The sequence below is a fragment of the Paenibacillus sp. FSL P4-0176 genome (assembly GCF_037975265.1).
Lineage (GTDB): Bacteria > Bacillota > Bacilli > Paenibacillales > Paenibacillaceae > Paenibacillus > Paenibacillus amylolyticus.
The window spans coordinates 4,309,232-4,326,816 of record NZ_CP150242.1 but is presented as its reverse complement, the minus strand read 5'-3'; the positions used below and the strand labels follow the sequence as shown (position 1 = coordinate 4,326,816).

18 protein-coding genes and 1 other annotated feature are annotated in these 17,585 nt (G+C 44.7%); of the genes, 11 read left to right on the top strand and 7 right to left on the bottom strand.

The features are described 5' to 3' along the window. Window positions 1–169 precede the first annotated feature (169 nt). Window positions 170–871: a pseudouridine synthase gene (locus tag MKY95_RS19930; protein WP_339194118.1), complete on the top strand. Its 702-nt coding sequence runs from the start codon at window positions 170–172 to the stop codon at window positions 869–871. 71 nt (window positions 872–942) lie between these two features. On the opposite strand, the gene MKY95_RS19925 is transcribed toward MKY95_RS19930, so the two are convergent. From MKY95_RS19925 to MKY95_RS19915, 3 genes are all read right to left on the bottom strand, one after another. Beyond that, complete coding sequence (locus tag MKY95_RS19925; protein ID WP_339186867.1) at window positions 943–1,881, bottom strand: DMT family transporter; 939 nt, start codon at window positions 1,879–1,881, stop codon at window positions 943–945. Further along, complete coding sequence (locus MKY95_RS19920; protein WP_339186868.1) at window positions 1,878–2,729, bottom strand: AraC family transcriptional regulator; 852 nt, start codon at window positions 2,727–2,729, stop codon at window positions 1,878–1,880. Before MKY95_RS19920 ends, MKY95_RS19925 begins: the two co-directional genes overlap by 4 nt. Window positions 2,730–2,954: 225 nt before the next feature. Then, a complete protein-coding gene (locus tag MKY95_RS19915) occupies window positions 2,955–4,070 on the bottom strand; it encodes an NADH:flavin oxidoreductase (RefSeq protein WP_339194116.1) in 1,116 nt (371 codons plus the stop codon). Between the two features lie 223 nt (window positions 4,071–4,293). Between MKY95_RS19915 and MKY95_RS19910 the strand changes: the two genes are divergently transcribed. The 8 genes from MKY95_RS19910 to tyrS all read left to right on the top strand — a co-directional run bounded on the left by MKY95_RS19910 (window position 4,294) and on the right by tyrS (window position 12,184). Continuing rightward, the gene (locus tag MKY95_RS19910) at window positions 4,294–4,875 is read left to right on the top strand and encodes a TetR/AcrR family transcriptional regulator (RefSeq protein ID WP_253501048.1); all 582 of its coding nucleotides are present in this window, start codon (window positions 4,294–4,296) and stop codon (window positions 4,873–4,875) included. Window positions 4,876–4,929: 54 nt separating this feature from the next. Further along, on the top strand, window positions 4,930–5,229 hold the full coding sequence (locus tag MKY95_RS19905) for a Dabb family protein (RefSeq protein ID WP_339194114.1): 300 nt from the start codon (window positions 4,930–4,932) through the stop codon (window positions 5,227–5,229). 46 nt (window positions 5,230–5,275) lie between these two features. Beyond that, window positions 5,276–6,055, top strand: a complete 780-nt coding sequence (locus MKY95_RS19900) for an NRDE family protein (protein ID WP_339194113.1) — start codon at window positions 5,276–5,278, stop codon at window positions 6,053–6,055. Between the two features lie 313 nt (window positions 6,056–6,368). Next, window positions 6,369–7,685 carry a nucleobase:cation symporter-2 family protein gene (locus MKY95_RS19895; protein ID WP_100527352.1) on the top strand — a complete coding sequence of 439 codons (1,317 nt, stop codon included), beginning with the start codon at window positions 6,369–6,371 and terminating at the stop codon, window positions 7,683–7,685. Window positions 7,686–8,000: 315 nt separating this feature from the next. Beyond that, on the top strand, window positions 8,001–9,470 hold the full coding sequence (locus MKY95_RS19890; protein ID WP_339194111.1) for a YdiU family protein: 1,470 nt from the start codon (window positions 8,001–8,003) through the stop codon (window positions 9,468–9,470). Window positions 9,471–9,566: 96 nt separating this feature from the next. Further along, window positions 9,567–10,010: an Imm63 family immunity protein gene (locus MKY95_RS19885; RefSeq protein WP_339194109.1), complete on the top strand. Its 444-nt coding sequence runs from the start codon at window positions 9,567–9,569 to the stop codon at window positions 10,008–10,010. Window positions 10,011–10,029: 19 nt separating this feature from the next. Next, window positions 10,030–10,479 carry a DUF4375 domain-containing protein gene (locus tag MKY95_RS19880; protein WP_338706338.1) on the top strand — a complete coding sequence of 150 codons (450 nt, stop codon included), beginning with the start codon at window positions 10,030–10,032 and terminating at the stop codon, window positions 10,477–10,479. 98 nt (window positions 10,480–10,577) lie between these two features. Further along, window positions 10,578–10,805: a binding site (T-box leader), on the top strand. Between the two features lie 116 nt (window positions 10,806–10,921). Continuing rightward, window positions 10,922–12,184, top strand: coding sequence for a tyrosine--tRNA ligase (gene tyrS / locus MKY95_RS19875; protein ID WP_339194108.1), 1,263 nt, complete (start codon window positions 10,922–10,924; stop codon window positions 12,182–12,184). 156 nt (window positions 12,185–12,340) lie between these two features. Here the strand turns inward: tyrS and MKY95_RS19870 are convergent, their stop codons facing one another. The 4 genes from MKY95_RS19870 to MKY95_RS19855 all read right to left on the bottom strand — a co-directional run bounded on the left by MKY95_RS19870 (window position 12,341) and on the right by MKY95_RS19855 (window position 14,536). Then, window positions 12,341–12,619 (bottom strand): YxcD family protein, encoded by a 279-nt coding sequence (locus MKY95_RS19870; RefSeq protein ID WP_017687903.1) that lies wholly within the window; start codon window positions 12,617–12,619, stop codon window positions 12,341–12,343. Between the two features lie 5 nt (window positions 12,620–12,624). Then, a complete protein-coding gene (locus MKY95_RS19865; RefSeq protein ID WP_036613538.1) occupies window positions 12,625–13,122 on the bottom strand; it encodes a hypothetical protein in 498 nt (165 codons plus the stop codon). Between the two features lie 98 nt (window positions 13,123–13,220). Next, window positions 13,221–13,787: a PadR family transcriptional regulator gene (locus tag MKY95_RS19860; protein WP_036613540.1), complete on the bottom strand. Its 567-nt coding sequence runs from the start codon at window positions 13,785–13,787 to the stop codon at window positions 13,221–13,223. 173 nt (window positions 13,788–13,960) lie between these two features. Next, window positions 13,961–14,536 (bottom strand): carbonic anhydrase, encoded by a 576-nt coding sequence (locus MKY95_RS19855; protein WP_036613541.1) that lies wholly within the window; start codon window positions 14,534–14,536, stop codon window positions 13,961–13,963. Between the two features lie 349 nt (window positions 14,537–14,885). Between MKY95_RS19855 and MKY95_RS19850 the strand changes: the two genes are divergently transcribed. Continuing rightward, window positions 14,886–16,400: a carboxypeptidase M32 gene (locus MKY95_RS19850; protein ID WP_047843428.1), complete on the top strand. Its 1,515-nt coding sequence runs from the start codon at window positions 14,886–14,888 to the stop codon at window positions 16,398–16,400. A gap of 159 nt (window positions 16,401–16,559) precedes the next feature. Further along, window positions 16,560–17,564, top strand: a complete 1,005-nt coding sequence (locus MKY95_RS19845; protein WP_338706333.1) for an ABC transporter substrate-binding protein — start codon at window positions 16,560–16,562, stop codon at window positions 17,562–17,564. The last annotated feature ends 21 nt before the right edge of the window (window positions 17,565–17,585 follow it).

Sequence of the window (17,585 nt, the reverse complement as noted above, 5' to 3'; positions counted from 1 at the left end):
ATGTAACGTTGTATGTGTTTTTATATAACCAATCATTGCTTCGTTTCAGTATAAATGAGATGATGTGGAATGAAAATCAGTACAAGGTACTAACTCATTGCAAGAAGCGAATGAACGTACCAGCACTCTAAGCACCAGTGGCAATACTATAGATGAGAAGCGGTGACACATGTTAATTAACAAATACATAAGTGAAACGGGATTCTGCTCCCGCAGGGAAACGAACCGTTTAATTGCGGCCGGACGCATAACGATTAATGGCAAGGTATGTGAAAAAGGGACGGATGTTGAACCTCACGATGTGGTACTCATTGATGGAAATCAGATTCCTCGTAATGACAGCGAACCTGTCTACATTGCTTTGAACAAACCCATGGGTATTGTCTGCACAGCAGCAGAACATGTAAAGGGGAACATCATTCAATATATGAATTATCCTTCTCGCATATTTGCGATAGGCAGGCTGGATAAGGCATCTGAGGGGTTGATTTTGCTTACGAATGACGGAGGCATTGTGAACAAGATGATGCGTTCGGAGCATAATCATGATAAAGAATATGTAGTGACTGTAGACAAACCCATAATTGACGAATTCGTAAAGTCCATGTCGGATGGCGTTGAAATTCTGGACGTGGTGACCAAGCCCTGCGAAGTGTATAGGAAAAGTGACAATGTATTTCGTATTATTCTGACACAGGGTCTCAACCTGCAGATCCGCAGAATGTGCAAAGCCTTGGGGTATCGGGTCCTGAAGCTGGAGCGCGTGCGAATTATGAATATTACGCTGGATCAACTGGAGCGGGGGCAATGGCGTCATCTGCAGCAAGAGGAACTGGAGATTCTGATGTCTCAATTGAATGAGATAAAATGAATGACTTCTGCTGCATGTCAACGGTAATCACACATGATGTCCAGTTATATCAGTGAAAAATGAAGCAAACACTAACCCCTATGCGGATTAGTGTTTTTGTTGTTAAGCTTGTGTCCTGTTCGTTCTGAAATGTAAGAGCCAAATAGGGTTAAGAACGCACCGAGTACAATTACCCAGGTTATCTGCTCTTGAAGAATCAGTGCAGATGACACAACAGTAATGACGGGCACCAGATAGATATATACGCTCGTTTGGATAGCTCCGAGAAGATTCACGGCCCGGTTCCAGGTCACGAAACACAACGCGGAGGCACCCAGACCGAGGTAGAGAATATTGGAGAGATTGGTCATGTTCGTGAAGCGTCCGAGTTCCCAATGGAATTCAAACAGGAATAGAGCTGGTAGCATGAAAATCAGGCCATAGAAGAATACTTTGCGAGTCGCGCCAATGGTGTGATAACGAAGCTCGCCAATTTTCCGCATTAACACAGAGTAGATCGCCCATACTGCAGGTGCTATGAAAGCAAGCAGATCACCTATCGGATTCAGTTGCAGAATGAAGCTGCCGTTCAGTGCGATGAGTATTATGCCGCTCAAGGCAATCCCGAATCCAATAATGAAGCGGCGAGTTAACTTCTCGCCATCTAAGAAGAAGTGTGCGAGCACGGCAGTGAAGAACGGGGCAATGGAGACAATAACACCCACGTTGGAAGCTGTTGTGTACACCAGAGCAATATTTTCAATAAGAAAATATAACGTCACCCCACATAGTCCTGCTCCAATAAATAACCATTCTTCTCTGAATGAGGCGATCCGCAGTGAACGTGGATAGATCAATAACAGTATCAAATAACCGATCAGGAAACGGAAAAATAAAATTTCCACTGGAGTAAAGTCAATCAACAGAACCTTCGTCGAGACAAACGTAGTGCCCCAGATTAGTATAGTAAACAAAGCGAGTAAATGTCCGGTAGAGGCTTTAGTGTTTTGATGACCAAGATGACTTGTCATACGATGTTAGTGGTGGTTCGTTTCAACTCCGAATCATGATTGAAGATACGTCTATATTGCTTGGGTGTCAGGCCAATCAGTTTTTTGAAAAAATTCGTGAAATGGCTCTGGTCACTGAATCCTGTCTGTGCAGCTACTTCAATCGGCAGCAGACCTTGTTCCAGCAGACGCCTGGCTTGATTAATGCGAATCGTCTCCAGATAACGGTAAGGTGATATCCCTTTCTGGCGCGTGAATAAACGCAGCAGGTGGTATTTACTCATCTCCGTCAAGTCGGCTAACTCGTTCAGCGAGATGCTCTCCATGTAATGAGCTTCTATGTAATCACATATGCATCTGATCTCCAAGGTAACATCCTGTGTGGAAACAGGTGGTTCAGCATCCGAATAATCTCGCAGCAATTGATCCAGTAGTAAGAGTAACAATTCTTCTTTGCAAAAATCGGATTGCTCTTCCAGAATCATCTGATGCAGCTCGTGCAGGGAACCCACAAGTTCACTTTGGTAGAGAACGGGGGATGTAAACCGTGGCAAGTAAGCTTGTCCAGTAATCTCTCTCGCATACTCTCGCATAACCTCAGGCTGGACATTGATACAGCGATAATCGAGGGTTCTGCCATCGACCTGTTCGCAGGCATGAGGATCATGTGGATTAAAGACAATCATATCTCCGCTATTCAGCATGTATTCTTCGTTGTTGCAGACGAGGTGTCGCTTGCCTTGCTCAATGAATCCTATGACGTAATAGTCATGAAAATGATTGGGAAACTTCTGCATAATGCCTTCAAATTGATAAGCTTCTAGCTGCAGATCGGTATCAAATACGACAGTCCGGACTTCCCGAGTCATGATGCACCTTCTTTCTGGTATGTTAACGTCATTATAGGTTGCAAAGAAGGAATTTTCTTGAACGATATTGCTATTGCTCGAAGTGTTTGGTCGGACAAATATCTCTAAAAACAAAATACCCGCAATCCCGGAGGGAAAGCGAGCCCTTTGCTAAGTATAGTTGATTCATGAGTTCAAACCTATATATAGTGGAGAAAAAATCTCTGGAACAATAAGGTATTGTTCTTAGTGTAACGTAGCCAGTGCTTCAGGTGTAAAAGCCTGTATCTCGGATAGGCGTCCTTCGCGTACTTTGGCAGCCCATGCTGGATCACCAAGGAGTGCACGTCCCACAGCTACCAGATCAAATTCCTGTTGTTCATATCGCTTCATAAGCTCGCTCATACCTGGATGTGTTGCTTTATCTGCTCCTGCTTCAGGCTCATCTGGCATACCCACAGAACCGACGGTAATGGTGGTTTGACCACTTAGCTTTCGCACCCAACCTGCAAATCCAAGCTCAGATCCTTCAAACTCGGGCTCCCAGAAGCGTCGTGTCGAGCAGTGGAAGATATCTACACCTGCGTCAACCAGCAAATGAAGGAATTGTTCCAGTTGTTCGGGGGTGTCGAACAGTCTGGCTTGATAATCATTCATCTTCCATTGGGAAATCCGCATCGCGATAGGGAAATCAGGACCTACCGCAGCACGAACTGCCATTACAACTTCAACCGCGAATTGAGTTCGTTTCTGTAGGTCACCGCCATAGCGGTCTGTTCTCCTATTCGTTGTTTTCCAGAAAAATTGATCGATCAGAAAACCGTGTGCACCGTGAAGCTCAATTCCGTCAAAACCAATGCTTTGTGCATTGGCTGCTGCATCTGCATAAGCTTGAATCACAGTTGCGATCTCTGCCTCCGTCATGGGCGCACCTACTTGAGTACCTTCCATATCAACTCCCGATGGACTAAGAGATTCAGCTTCTGGGTGAGGTTGAGATCCAGAAGGGCGGGTAATACCCAAGTGCAGAATTTGCGGGAAAATCTTGCCGCCAGCTTCATGGACTTGTTTGACTACTTCAGCCCAGCCGTGAAGAGCTGCTTCTCCATACATATGAGGGAGCCTAGGCTCACTTGATGCAGACGGATGCTCAATAGTTGCACCCTCTGTAATAATGAGTCCAACACCATGCTCGGCACGTCGGCGATAATATGCAGCTACATCGGGACCTGGCACACCATCCGGGGAGAAGGCACGAGCCATGGGGGACATGACGATGCGCGAGGATAGGGTTAACTTTTGAACAGTGTATGGTTGGAACAGAAGCTCCGTAGAAATAACGTTATGTTGTTGATTACTCAAACTAAGCACCTCCATTATTATGCACCTTCAAGCGGGTACAAGTGCAATCTTAACAAGGTGTATAGGCATGCTCAATCAACAATCGAAGCATTTTGTTGCTTAAGCGAAAGACACGGATTATTGTATGGTGTCTTTGCACTTACTTTCACTTGTTGAACAATTAACACTTATCTATAATGAAGGAGTCTAACCAAATATTTTGTGTACAAAGGAGGATTGGGACATGTCTGGTGTATTGTCTCCAAACTCGAATGATCCGCGTGTAATCCGCACGCGTCAATTAATTCTTGATGCGTTTTTAAACCAATTGAATATTAAAAATTTCAACAGCATTACGATTCAAAACATTACAGAACAAGCCACAATTAACAGGGCTACATTCTACGCCCATTTTCAGGATAAATATGCACTGCTTGAAGCCTTGTTATCGGATGCTTTTATGGAATATGTGACGAAAAGGGTGGACCCGGATGCCCGGTTATCAGCCGAAACCATACAGCAGCTTATATTTTCATTATGTGATTATCACGTCTCAAGTAATGGATGCATCAAAAAATATGAGACAGTTGCACCAATTATTGAAGAAAATATCAAGACACAGCTGGAGCAATTCCTTCTTGAATTAATGAGCAAGGTAGCGGGGGATGTAGATCCCAAAACGCTGAAAATTACCGCAACCATGCTAAGCTGGTCGATCTATGGCATGACATATCGATGGAATATTGAAGGCGGGCAGGAATCCCCGGCTGAATTAGCTAACAGAGTGGTCCCTTATATGATGGGTGGATTGGAATTGTTGAATTAACTTCATTTAACGAAACTGCATTATTATTCGAATGGACATGGGAGGAATAACAAGATGTTTGAACATTTGGTTGTTTTTAAATTTAACGATAAAACCACGCTAGCCAAACAGCAGGAATTGGTGGATCAATTGCTCGCGTTACAGGAACAAATACCGGGTATTGTCTCGCTGACCGCAGGAATCAATGCAACGGAAGAAACGGATCGTATTCAAGGTTATACGATTGGATTGAGAGTGACGTTTGAAGATCAGGAGGCATTGCGCGCCTATGGTCCACATCCTGCTCATCAGGCATTTGTAACTTCCCTCGATGGTTGGGTGGAAGATGTAATTGTAGTTGATTATGCCATTTAAAGGCGCGAAATCAGAGGTTTAACGAATATAGGAGTTGAAGATTCCCATGTGTTTAATTTTATTTGCTTATAACATGCATCCAAAGTATCCGCTTATATTGGGATCAAATAGGGATGAATTCTATCACAGACCTACGGCTCAAGCACACTATTGGGAAGACCATCCTCATATATTGGCTGGCCGGGATTTGTCGAAAATGGGAACCTGGATGGGCGTAACCAAAGGTGGGCGTCTGGCTGCTATTACGAATTATCGTGATCCAAATGAAGATATACATGCCAAGGGCTCAAGAGGAGATCTGGTTGCTGATTTTTTAAAGGGAACGTCCACACCTGAGCAATATATACAACACGCGGAGAGAAGTCGCAATGATTATCCTGGCTACAATTTGTTAGTGGGTGATCCTGACGACCTCTATTATTATTCTAATGTGGGTAATGTTGTGATGAAGTTGAAACCGGGAATATACGGGATTAGTAATCACTTGATTAATACGGATTGGCCCAAGGTGAAACGTGGGAAAGAAGGGCTGGAGAAAATCATCCAAGGGGAGGACGAAGCAACCCTGACAGAACAAATATTAGGTTTGCTGCAAATGGCAGACCCTTCAGTGGATGAGCTTTTACCCCATACAGGTGTTCCATTGGAATGGGAACGTTTGCTTTCTCCCATCTTTGTTAGAAGTGAGAAATTCGACTATGGGACCAGAGCTTCATCCGTTGTTCTGATGAACAGAGAAGAAGTGTTTTTTACGGAGAGGGTTCACCAGAACGGAGAGGTAATGGAGCAACGTTTTAACATCAAACCTCTTAACTCGACAAGCTGAGAATATGAAAGAAATGATGTTCAAACATTATGCATTTACATGAATCACTGAAGTTAAATCCAAAGTTCATGTTTCATTGCTTCTGAGTGTAAAGAATTATTTAAATTTTCCGCGTCAACTAATATAACACGATATAAACGGTCTGAGAGTACCTTTTGTATAACACGCCCAATTTTAATTGGGCTCTTTATCTCTTATCACAATTCTATGTTATGAATCATGGAACTTCCCTGAATAGTTTATATAATGTGAATCAACATAACATGATTTTGAAGCGGTTTGGTTGATTCTAATTTCAGGGGGGCAACGTGGGATGAAAGAAACCAAAAAGATGAGAGTTTTTTCACTGGGAATTCAGCACGTACTCGCGATGTATGCGGGAGCAATTCTGGTGCCTTTGCTTGTGGGCAGAGCACTAAATCTGACTGCAGAGCAGTTGGCGTATCTGGTATCCATTGACCTGTTAACGTGTGGGATTGCAACATGGCTTCAGGCTCGGAAAGGGAAGTACTTGGGTATTGGTTTGCCAGCGGTGCTCGGAAGTTCTTTTGTAGCGGTGACACCCATGATTGCGATTGGATCGCAATACGGAATTCCTGCCATATATGGGTCGATCATCGCAGCCGGGTTATTTATCGTCATCTTTGCCGTATTTTTCAGCAAAATCGTCAAATTGTTTCCGCCAGTTGTGATCGGTACAGTGGTAACCATCATCGGTCTTGCGCTGATTCCAACGGGAATTAAAAACATGGCGGGTGGAGCAAACAGTGAGAATTTCGGAAGTTTGGACAATTTGGCGCTTTCCTTTGGTGTATTACTGTTCATTCTAATCCTGAATCGATATGCTCGCGGTTTTGTAAAATCCCTGGCTGTTCTCCTTGGTATTATCGTGGGGACCCTCATCGCAGCCATTATGGGAAAAGTGAATTTTGCCTCTGTACAGGAAGCCTCCTGGTTCCATTTACCTCAACCCTTTTACTTTGGATGGCCTACCTTTGAAATCGGCCCCATTATTACAATGATTATTGTAGGTACGGTGGTTATCATCGAATCAACAGGTGTATTTATGGCTTTGAGCAAAATTTGTGATCAACCGATCAACGAAAATGATCTGGCACGGGGATATCGCGCAGAAGGTCTCGCGTTTGTTCTGGGCGGCATCTTTAATGCTTTTCCATACAATACATTTGCACAGAATGTTGGTTTGGTTCAGCTCTCCAAAGTAAAAACGACCAATGTTGTTGTTGCAGCTGGAGGTATTCTAGTCTTTCTGGGACTCATTCCGAAGGTAGCTGCTTTTGCAACCATTATTCCAAGTGCTGTCCTCGGAGGAGCGACTGTTGTCCTGTTTGGAATGGTTGTCTCATCCGGGATCAAAATGCTGCAAAACGTCGACTTTGGCAAACAATCCAATCTATTGATCGTGGCTTGCTCCGTTTCACTTGGGCTCGGTGTTACTGCTGTACCCGATCTGTTTGCCCAGCTTCCTCAAAGTATTCGGATTATTGTTAGCGATGGTATCATTACGGGAAGCCTGTCAGCGATCCTGCTTAATGTCTTCTTTAACCTTGCTCTGAAAAAAGAGAGCTTGCCAGTACAGCCTGTACAGGCTCAAGAAGCACACACGTAATCCTTGTAATAACAGACGTGTCATCTAGTAGTAAGTAAGCGGAATAGATCCAAGACGGTTTTCTGGGAAGTGGAGTGAAAGGGAATGACCCCACTTGTCAAAGAAACCTCTTGGATTTTTTTGTGCTTACGATTCATGAGGAATGCAAAAGACATGCAAATATGCTAAAGTTTCATCAAGAACATTTTAGATGTTCGTTTAAGTCAGCAACCTCTTGAATTGAATTTCCATGCGACTACATAAATGAGCATTGGTTCACAAGGCTACAATATAACCAAGGGATATCCCTGGTGCAGAAAAGGAGTTGTGATCACCATGCAACAAGAAACGTTGAACAAAGGGTGGAACTTGGAGAATAGTTATGCGAAGTTACCGCAACCCTTTTTTACAAGTCAGGGCGCAGCGCCTGTTGAATCACCAAAGCTGATCATTTTTAATAGACTGCTTGCATCCACCTTGGGTCTGGATGTGGAGTCTCTTGACAGTGATGAAGGAGCGCAAATTTTTGCAGGTAATATGATTCCGGAAGGAGCCGAGCCTTTGGCTCAGGCCTATGCAGGACATCAATTTGGCAATTTTAACATGCTTGGTGATGGACGTGCTTTGCTGCTGGGTGAACAGATTACGCCACAGGGCGAGCGAGTGGACATCCAACTGAAAGGTTCAGGGAGAACACCGTACTCTCGTGGAGGAGATGGACGTGCTGCTGTAGGGCCCATGTTGCGAGAGTATATTATTAGTGAAGCGATGTATGCACTGGGTATCCCAACAACACGCAGTCTGGCTGTGGTATCAACAGGAGAAAACATTATCCGCGAAACAGAGCGGCCAGGTGCCATTTTAACGCGTGTGGCTTCCAGTCATATCCGGGTAGCAACCTTCCAGTATGCAGCCAGATGGGGGTCTATCGACGATCTTCGGGCATTGGCTGATTATACGTTGCATCGACATTTTCCTGATGTTGCTCAAGCTGAGAATCGTTATCTTTTGCTCCTTCAGGAAGTTATTAAACGGCAGGCGGCACTCATTGCCCAATGGCAGCGTGTTGGTTTCATTCATGGCGTGATGAACACGGATAACATGGCCATTAGTGGTGAGACCATCGATTATGGTCCGTGTGCCTTTATGGATGCTTACAATCCTTCAACCGTATTCAGCTCCATTGACAGGCAAGGTCGCTATGCTTATGGTAATCAACCGTATATTGCCGGGTGGAATTTGGCTCGCTTTGCCGAGACGCTTCTGCCGTTGTTGCATGAAGATGAAGAACAGGCGGTGCAACTCGCTCAGGATGCTATCGCACAATTTTCTGAATTGTACCATCATCATTGGCTCAAGGGAATGCGTGCCAAACTGGGCTTGTTGGATGAAGAGGCCGAAGATGAAGCGTTGATCAAGGAGCTTCTTGAACTCATGGAGAAACATAGTGCAGATTACACCAATACGTTCCTGGCATTGACCTTTGATAGGTTGGAAGGGACAGCTTTGTTTGGCACGCCGGAATTTGCTGAATGGCATGAGCGGTGGCAAGCAAGATTGGACAGACAGCAAGAGGAGAAGGAAGTCTCTCGGCAGTTGATGAGAACGAACAATCCAGCAGTTATCCCCCGCAATCATCGGGTCGAGGAAGCCCTTGAGCAAGCGGAGAACCACGGAGATCTTAGCGTGATGCAGAAGCTTTTGGCAGTTCTTTCAGACCCGTTTGCGCACTCACCTGAGCAGGCTGAATATGCCGAGCTACCAGCACAGTGCAATACTTCGTATCAGACTTTTTGTGGAACCTGATTGAACAGTAGGAACGAATATGAGGAGGCTGCCTTGGGCAGCTTTTTCATTTTTTCATTCTGTCATCGAAGTTACTTTATAGAGGCAGGTGCATTCATGTCCAACATGTTAAGCAAACAACAATTGGCAGACATCCTTTTACAGCTTTTAGAGCGTACATCTTTTCCTAGGGAACAGATGCAGAACTATGTTAACCGCTTGTTTGAGACCTTAAAATGGGATGGGGTGCCCTATGTAGAGAGTAGAAAAGATACGTATATTGTTCGAATATACGAACGTGGTCTCGTCTCATTGGAGAAACGGGTGAAACAGCCTGATGAAGTCATCTATTGGTTGCTGGAAGATATTATTTTCACCGCGACGCATGTAGGGTTGTTGGAAAGACATGGCGTGGATAATAAAGAAACGCATTTGAACTACACAAATGAAGTGATGAAGGAACTGAACAGGGGTGTTCAGGAAGCTTTCCAGCAGATCGGTGATCCGTATTTACATTGGCATCAGACGGGTAAACGTCAGGAGTTAGAGGGCATGACATAAAAAAAGTGAGGTGTGTTACATGAGCGAGCATGATATTAATGATGTATGGTATGACTATGCTATGTTATTTGTCGAAAAAAAGAATGAATCTGAACAGGGCTGGGCATCGTTGACTTCGAACGAGCAGGACATTGCTGCTTTATGGCTATTAGAGGCGGATGTCTTTAATGGCGGTTTTATACAGTTTTTCTGCAACTGGGGGGAAGAGGTATACCGTTACGCGTTGCGGGCATTACATATCATTGGTGCGACTCAAGTCGTGGAGATTATAACGTCAGCATACGGCTGCATTGAGCATCTGAAAGAGGATGAAAGGCTTACTGAACTGTGGGATATTCCTAAATTCCTGACAAAGGAACAAGAGCAGCAGTTAGATGCGCTGGATCAGAAGTTTTGGAACAATGAGGATCAGATCGCGGAGAAAGCCTATGGTTATTATCACGGAAAATTGAACATGATGATTATATAATCTAGTTTCAACTATGCATCCGTTGTTCTGTTCGAAGATTAATACTTGGTCTTGCAATGACTGAAACGTTCGGCTATACTTGCTATAAATTGAATACATGAATCACGTTGATAGAGCGCAGTAGCGGCTTTGTCCCTGTTACAGAAAGTCAGGGGTTGATGGAACCTGATACATACAAGGGCTGCGAATTACACTCTGGAGTACTTGGGTAATGCCAAGCGGATGGGCAAACGATATATTGCCAAAAGTGGTATGGATAACGTGTTAAGGTCATGTGTTGTCCATGCAATTTGGGTGGTACCACGGTTATAATAATCGTCCCTGTGTCTAATGAAGACAAGGAGGCGATTTTTTTGTGTCCAAAAAAGCCGTTCCAGCGTGTAATTTCGTAATTTAACGTAGATCATGACTGAATCTTGAGGATAGAAAAGGGGTTATACACATGAATATTATTGATGAACTACAGTGGCGTGACGCCATTAACCAGCAGACAGATGCAGAGGGACTGCGTGAGTTGACTGAAACCAAATCGATCTCGTTGTACTGCGGCGTTGACCCTACGGGGGACAGCATGCATATCGGACATCTAATTCCATTCATGATGCTGAAACGTTTTCAACTGGCAGGACATCGTCCAGTCATTCTGATAGGTGGAGCTACAGGTACGATTGGTGATCCAAGTGGCCGGCAGGCAGAACGTTCTTTGCAAACGATGGAGCAAGTGCAGGAGAATGTGGATGCACTGACAGCGCAGATGAAGAAGTTGTTCGTAACAGACGGTGATAATCAGGTTCGCATGGTGAACAACTACGATTGGACACACAAAATCAATGTGATTGAATTCTTGCGTGACTACGGCAAAAACTTTAATCTCAACACAATGCTGGCTAAGGATGTAGTTGCGAGCAGACTGGAAGGCGGAATCTCGTTTACCGAGTTTTCATACCAGATCCTTCAATCACTCGACTACCTGCACCTGTTCCAAAACGAAGATGTACAGCTTCAAATCGGCGGTTCGGATCAATGGGGGAATATCACGAGTGGTCTTGATCTGATTCGTAAAAAAGAAGGATCTGAAGCGAAGGCGTATGGTCTGACCATTCCGCTCATGCTCAAATCCGACGGTACGAAATTCGGTAAAACAGCTGGCGGCGCAATCTGGCTTGACCCGAACAAAACAACACCATTTGAGTTCTACCAGTTCTGGGCGAATACAGATGACCGTGATGTGATCAAATACTTGAAATACTTTACCTTCCTGAGCAAAGAAGAAATTGAAGCTTTGGCTGAAAAGGTAGAGACAGAGCCGCACAGACGTGAAGCACAGAAAGCACTCGCGGAAGAAATGACAAAATTCGTTCACGGTGAAGAAATGCTAGAACAGGCTAAACGTATTACAGCGGCGCTGTTCAGTGGTGATATCCGTTCCCTGACAGCAGATGAAATCGAGCAGGGTTTCAAGGAAATGCCAACATTCGAAACGGACGGCGAAGCGAAAAATATCGTCGACTGGCTCGTAGATCTGGGGTTGGAGCCATCCAAACGCCAGGCCCGTGAGGATGTCACTAAAGGCGCTATCTCCATGAACGGTGAGAAAATCACGGAGCTTGAATTCACAGTGTCGGCAGAGCATGCCATTGGCGGTAAATTCATCATTATCCGTAAAGGTAAGAAGAACTACAGCCTGGTTAAACTCCAAGCGTAGTGTCTGAGTATTAGAACGTAACACAGAAACGTATAGAGACTACAATAGACACACAAATAAAGCTACAAATACAGAAACAAAAAGACCGCCTTCCATCTCTGTCAGGCGACAGAGGGGAGGCGGTCTTTCGTATATCAGGCCAGTGAGTGACCTATCTTATTGATTAACGATCGCTGTGATTTCTTCATCCAGATCAAGTCGTACATTCTCACGGTACGCCCTGATGTTGTATTCACTGTGCAGGTAACGAAGAATCGCTTCAATCATATTGGACTCCACCAGATATTGACTACGGCCTTGAATCCAAACTTCAGCGGAATAACCTGTATCTTCTTCCCAACTCAGTTCTACATTCACATCGGTTGGACGTACACCCTTACGTTCTGCCATATGAATACAGATTGCATTCACAATTTCATCCATGCTCAGAACCATAGAGACTAGTACCGTCCGTTTCTGTTACGGTCATCATCACGATCATTGCGACGGTCATAACGACCATCCGCTGCAGGTTTGCGACGATTGGAGATGGCTCTGAAGAGTGCCATAGCCAGCATAACAATCAACATAATTGCTGCAACGTTCACGAGCAATCCAAGGATGTTACCCAGAGCGCCCATGCCACCGAACAATCCGCCAAACATCATACCAGCAAGACCACCAAGCATCATGCCTTTCATGAATCCGCCGCCACCGCCGAAGAATCCGCCACGGTTCGTTGTAGCTGCTCCATTGCTGGAGTTGTTATTCGTATTCGATTTGCTTACATTGCTGTCGGATTTCTTAGGTGTATTGCTATAACTTTTCGTACCGGATTTGAATCCGCCACCACGTCTTGCATCCGCAGAATCCGGATTCGTTACTCCCACTGTTGCGAACAATAATGTAAAGGCCATAAATACCATCATTAGATGTTTAACTCCGAATTTTTTCTTCATTGTAAAGATCGTAACCCCCCGATTAATTTGTTTGAATCGCCCAAAAATGGGCCTTACTCATGTAATACGGTCAACTTGCAGGAACGTTTCAAATTTTATTAAATTTCTGAAACGCTTGGACTTGGGTCTTGAATTGCAGCTTGGCCATCAAGCAATTGGGTAACCCAATGACACCATTCCAGGCCTGTTTGTGCGTGCATTAACCCTTTTTGTACCAGGATGTAGCTTCCAAAATCTCGGTTGCCTACACGAAGATTATCCTGAGGTATACGTGACTTCAGATCCTCGAAATAACGTATGCGTTCCATAAACCAGCTTTTACGCTCGTTAAGAATGCGTCTCATGCTTCCGTCTTCCGCTATGCCAACACACAAAATACGCAAATTAAATTCATCGCGTGTAACCGGTGCGGTAACAGGAGTAATCATCCATTCCAAGAGCTTTTCAATGCCTTTTTCCGTAACTGCGTACATTTTCTTGTCCGGTTTGTCAGACTGTTGTACCCAGCGGGAGGCCAATAACTCATCGTTTTCCATCTTGGACAGGAGTGGATAGATCTGGCTGTGTTTCGCCTGCCAATGAGGCTGGATTTTCAGCATCAGATCATAGCCCGATGACTCCTCGCGGGTAAGCAGCCCGAGTAATCCGTAGGAAAGTATGTTCATGCACATGTCTCCTTAATATTAGGGCTAGGTCAGAGAGAACAATCGTTTTTACTTTCTTTGACCGCTTTCATAAAAAGTGTACACTGAAACTGTATGGTTTGACAACCTGACAGAACAACTGCCTTAATTTAGACAAAAAAAGTGCGAACCATAAGGTCCGCACTCCAAACCATTTAGAGAGATGCCTGTTGTCCATACCCCTCAGCGACAAGATCAAGCTCACCTGTGGCAGAATCGATAACCATGCCGTGGACGGGTACATTGGGAGGAAGTAAAGGATGCTTCTTGATCACTTCCACAGTATGTTTTACCCCTTCTTCGACGCTGTCAAACCCGCGCAACCATTTTTGCAAACGGATGCCAGAGTTCTCCAGAGTAGTCATGACTTCTTCCGATACGCCACGCTCAACCATATGTCCAATCATGGTCTCAGCGTGAAGGGAAGCCATACCACATTCGGTATGCCCCACTACCAGGACTTCATCTGCACCCAGTTCATAGATGGCGACAAGTACACTACGCATTACGCTTCCGAAAGGCTGAGAGATAATTGCGCCTGCGTTTTTGATGATTTTCACATCACCGTTTTTCAGGTTCATGGCCTTGGGCAGCAATTCCACCAGACGTGTATCCATACAAGTGATGATAACCATCTTTTTGGTTGGAAACTTGCCAGCCGTATACTTTTCGTATTCTTTAGTCTCGACAAATGATTTGTTGTAAGTCAAAATCTCTTGAATGTTGTTCATGTCCATTGCCTCCTGTTATCCAATACGACGAGCACGGCCACTTGCATATGATGCAGCTTGTCCTACACGCCTTTGCTTTAATAGTATTTCACGGTCAGCAGATGGCATTACTCCAACCCTTTAGAGGTTGTTCAAAAAGTCCACTTTTGATTACGAATCATGCCTGAGGGCATCATCAGCATCGAAGTTGAACGCCATTTCTATCTTCTCGGTAATGAAAACCAGACTTTTTGAACACGTATCTTTAGGAGAACAATGCAATTTTCATCTGTTAAAAGTTGATTATACGCAATGCAAAAAGTATCATCAATAGGGTATAACATTTTTTTTGAAGAGGTGAACGATAACAATGGATAAACAAACACAGGAACATTTGGAATCCTTCCGTAATCTGGCTCGTAAAATTAAGAGCTATCATGAAGCCATTGGTTTGCTTCACTGGGATCTGCGCACAGGTGCGCCGAAAAAAGGCGTTCCGACTCGTTCGGAGACGCTGGGTATGTTGTCCACCGAAGCATTCAAGCTGCAAACCTCGGCTGACATGAAGACTTACCTGGATGCATTAACGACTCCAGCAGTATTGGAACAGCTCGAAGATATAGATCGTCGTCTGGTTGAAGATTGCAAGAAAGAATATGATCGCAGTCAATCCGTACCACCTGAGAAAGTACAAGCATATACGGTGCTCACGGCCAAGTCCGAAACGGCATGGGAAGATGCCAAGCATAACAGTGATTTTGCTGGATTCTCACCTTATCTCACAGATATCGTTAAGCTCAAACAGGAGTTTATTGATTATTGGGGTGTGAAGGATACACGTTATGATACGCTGCTTGATATGTATGAACCGGATCTGACGGTTGAGAAAGTGGACGCTGTGTTCGCCCGCCTCAAAGCACGTTTGGTGCCTCTACAAGAGAAGATTAATGCTTCAGAAAACAAGCCAAATACAGAGTTCCTGAATCAGTTGTTTGACACCAAACAGCAGGAAAAATTCAGTCTGTTCATCCTGGAACAAATGGGCTATGACTTTGAAGCTGGACGATTGGACGAGAGTGTTCATCCTTTTGCAACGGGTCTTAACCCGGGTGATGTGCGGATCACAACACATTATCTGCAAGATGATGTAGCAAGCGCAGTCTTCAGTTCACTGCATGAGGGTGGACATGCCCTGTACGAGCAAAATATTGATGACAGTCTGGCGGGTACCCTTCTTGCCGAAGGAACGTCCATGGGGATTCATGAGTCCCAGTCCCGTCTTTGGGAAAACATGATTGGTCGCAGTCTGCCATTCTGGACACGTTATTACAAAGATTTGCAGCAGCATTTCCCGCAACTGAGCGAGGTTGAACTGGAAGATTTCTATCGTGCAATCAACCGGGTGGAGAGTTCACTCATTCGGATTGAAGCGGATGAACTGACCTATAACCTGCACATTATTATCCGGTATGAGATTGAGAAAATGTTATTCAATGATGGTCTGGAAGTGAAAGATCTGCCGGAGACCTGGAATGCAAAATACAAGGAATATCTCGGTATTATGCCAACGAATGATGGAGACGGCGTTCTTCAGGATGTTCACTGGTCCGGTGGTGACTTTGGTTACTTTGCTTCGTATTCTCTGGGTAATATGTATGCAGCTCAAATTCTACATACATTGCGCAAGGAAATGCCGGAATTTGATACCCTCATTGCCGAAGGTAATCTGATTCCAATTAAGGAATGGCTTACAGACAAGATCTACCAGTATGGTAGAAGTCGCACACCTTCCGAATTGATTGTTGCCGTAACGGGTGAAGAATTGAACCCGGATTATCTGGCCGATTATCTGGAAGCCAAATATGCCGAGATTTACAAGCTGTAGATATCCCATATATAACATATTAAATAACATTTCGAAGAGCTGAAGAGTCGGGCATCATTGCCCGGCTCTTTTTTGCATTTAAGTTCTTAACCTTTTGTTGGGCATCGGCATATCCATAATAGAGAGAAACTGCTGAAACCAGTGAAGGAGGGAAACAACATGAAATACACGCCATGGTTCGTCCGGGGAATCGTTATTCTGCTGATTATCATTGTGGCGCTCACCAGCTGTAATAAGGAAGAGAATGAAGCCAAGATTACGATTGGCGAAGTGACTCGTTCGGTATTTTACGCACCGGAGTATGTGGCTGTGGCTCAAGGTTTTTTTGAAGAGCAGGGACTTGAGGTGGATATTCAAACGACTGCTGGTGGTGACAAAACGATGGCGGCATTACTCGCAGGTTCGGTGGATATCGCACTGGTAGGGGCGGAGACGTCCATATATGTCTATCAGCAGGGAGCGGAAGATCCGGTCATTAACTTTGCCCAACTCACCCAGACGGATGGTACATTTCTGTTCGCTCGTAACACAGAAGGTAGCTTCGATTGGGAGCAACTGAGGGATTCCACATTTCTCGGTCAACGCAAAGGCGGCATGCCGCAAATGGCAGGGGAGTTCGCACTGAACAAACATGGCATTGATCCACAAAGTGATCTGGAACTGATTCAAAATGTGGACTTTGCCAACATTGCGTCTGCTTTCGCCTCAGGCACGGGAGATTATGTTCAACTGTTTGAACCCCAGGCATCCATCTTTGAACAAGAAGGTCGGGGTAAGGTTGTTGCATCGTTTGGCACGGAAGGTGGTCTTCTGCCTTACACCGTCTTCATGACGAAACAGAGTTATCTTAACGACAATAAGGATATCGTACAGAAGTTTACGAATGGTCTGCACAAAGCGCAGGCATGGGTGGATTCCCATACGGCTGAAGAGATTGCTGAAGTCATTTCTCCTTTTTTCAAAGACATCGATCCAGTCATTTTGGTAAGCAGTGTGAACCGTTATAAGGAACAGGGCAGCTATGCAACGGATCCGATCATTGATGAGGAAGAGTGGAACAATCTGCTTGATGTCATGAGTGCCGCCGGAGAGTTGAAAGAACGTGTGGATTTGAATGCCATTGTGGATAATGCCTATGCGGAAGAGGTTACGAAATCAAAGTAATAGGGTATTCAGGAAAGGAAG

Bases quoted from the DNA above. Each gene is read 5' to 3' on its own strand.
- MKY95_RS19930 (WP_339194118.1), top strand. From the start codon at position 170: ATGTTAATTAACAAATACATAAGTGAAACGGGATTCTGCTCCCGCAGG.
- MKY95_RS19900 (WP_339194113.1), top strand. From the start codon at position 5,276: ATGTGTTTAATTTTATTTGCTTATAACATGCATCCAAAGTATCCGCTT.
- MKY95_RS19885 (WP_339194109.1), top strand. From the start codon at position 9,567: ATGTCCAACATGTTAAGCAAACAACAATTGGCAGACATCCTTTTACAG.
- MKY95_RS19860 (WP_036613540.1), bottom strand. From the start codon at position 13,787: ATGAACATACTTTCCTACGGATTACTCGGGCTGCTTACCCGCGAGGAG.
- MKY95_RS19895 (WP_100527352.1), top strand. From the start codon at position 6,369: ATGAAAGAAACCAAAAAGATGAGAGTTTTTTCACTGGGAATTCAGCAC.
- MKY95_RS19850 (WP_047843428.1), top strand. From the start codon at position 14,886: ATGGATAAACAAACACAGGAACATTTGGAATCCTTCCGTAATCTGGCT.
- MKY95_RS19880 (WP_338706338.1), top strand. From the start codon at position 10,030: ATGAGCGAGCATGATATTAATGATGTATGGTATGACTATGCTATGTTA.
- MKY95_RS19855 (WP_036613541.1), bottom strand. From the start codon at position 14,536: ATGAACAACATTCAAGAGATTTTGACTTACAACAAATCATTTGTCGAG.
- MKY95_RS19845 (WP_338706333.1), top strand. From the start codon at position 16,560: ATGAAATACACGCCATGGTTCGTCCGGGGAATCGTTATTCTGCTGATT.
- tyrS (WP_339194108.1), top strand. From the start codon at position 10,922: ATGAATATTATTGATGAACTACAGTGGCGTGACGCCATTAACCAGCAG.
- MKY95_RS19910 (WP_253501048.1), top strand. From the start codon at position 4,294: ATGTCTGGTGTATTGTCTCCAAACTCGAATGATCCGCGTGTAATCCGC.
- MKY95_RS19890 (WP_339194111.1), top strand. From the start codon at position 8,001: ATGCAACAAGAAACGTTGAACAAAGGGTGGAACTTGGAGAATAGTTAT.
- MKY95_RS19870 (WP_017687903.1), bottom strand. From the start codon at position 12,619: ATGGTTCTGAGCATGGATGAAATTGTGAATGCAATCTGTATTCATATG.
- MKY95_RS19920 (WP_339186868.1), bottom strand. From the start codon at position 2,729: ATGACTCGGGAAGTCCGGACTGTCGTATTTGATACCGATCTGCAGCTA.
- MKY95_RS19865 (WP_036613538.1), bottom strand. From the start codon at position 13,122: ATGAAGAAAAAATTCGGAGTTAAACATCTAATGATGGTATTTATGGCC.
- MKY95_RS19925 (WP_339186867.1), bottom strand. From the start codon at position 1,881: ATGACAAGTCATCTTGGTCATCAAAACACTAAAGCCTCTACCGGACAT.
- MKY95_RS19905 (WP_339194114.1), top strand. From the start codon at position 4,930: ATGTTTGAACATTTGGTTGTTTTTAAATTTAACGATAAAACCACGCTA.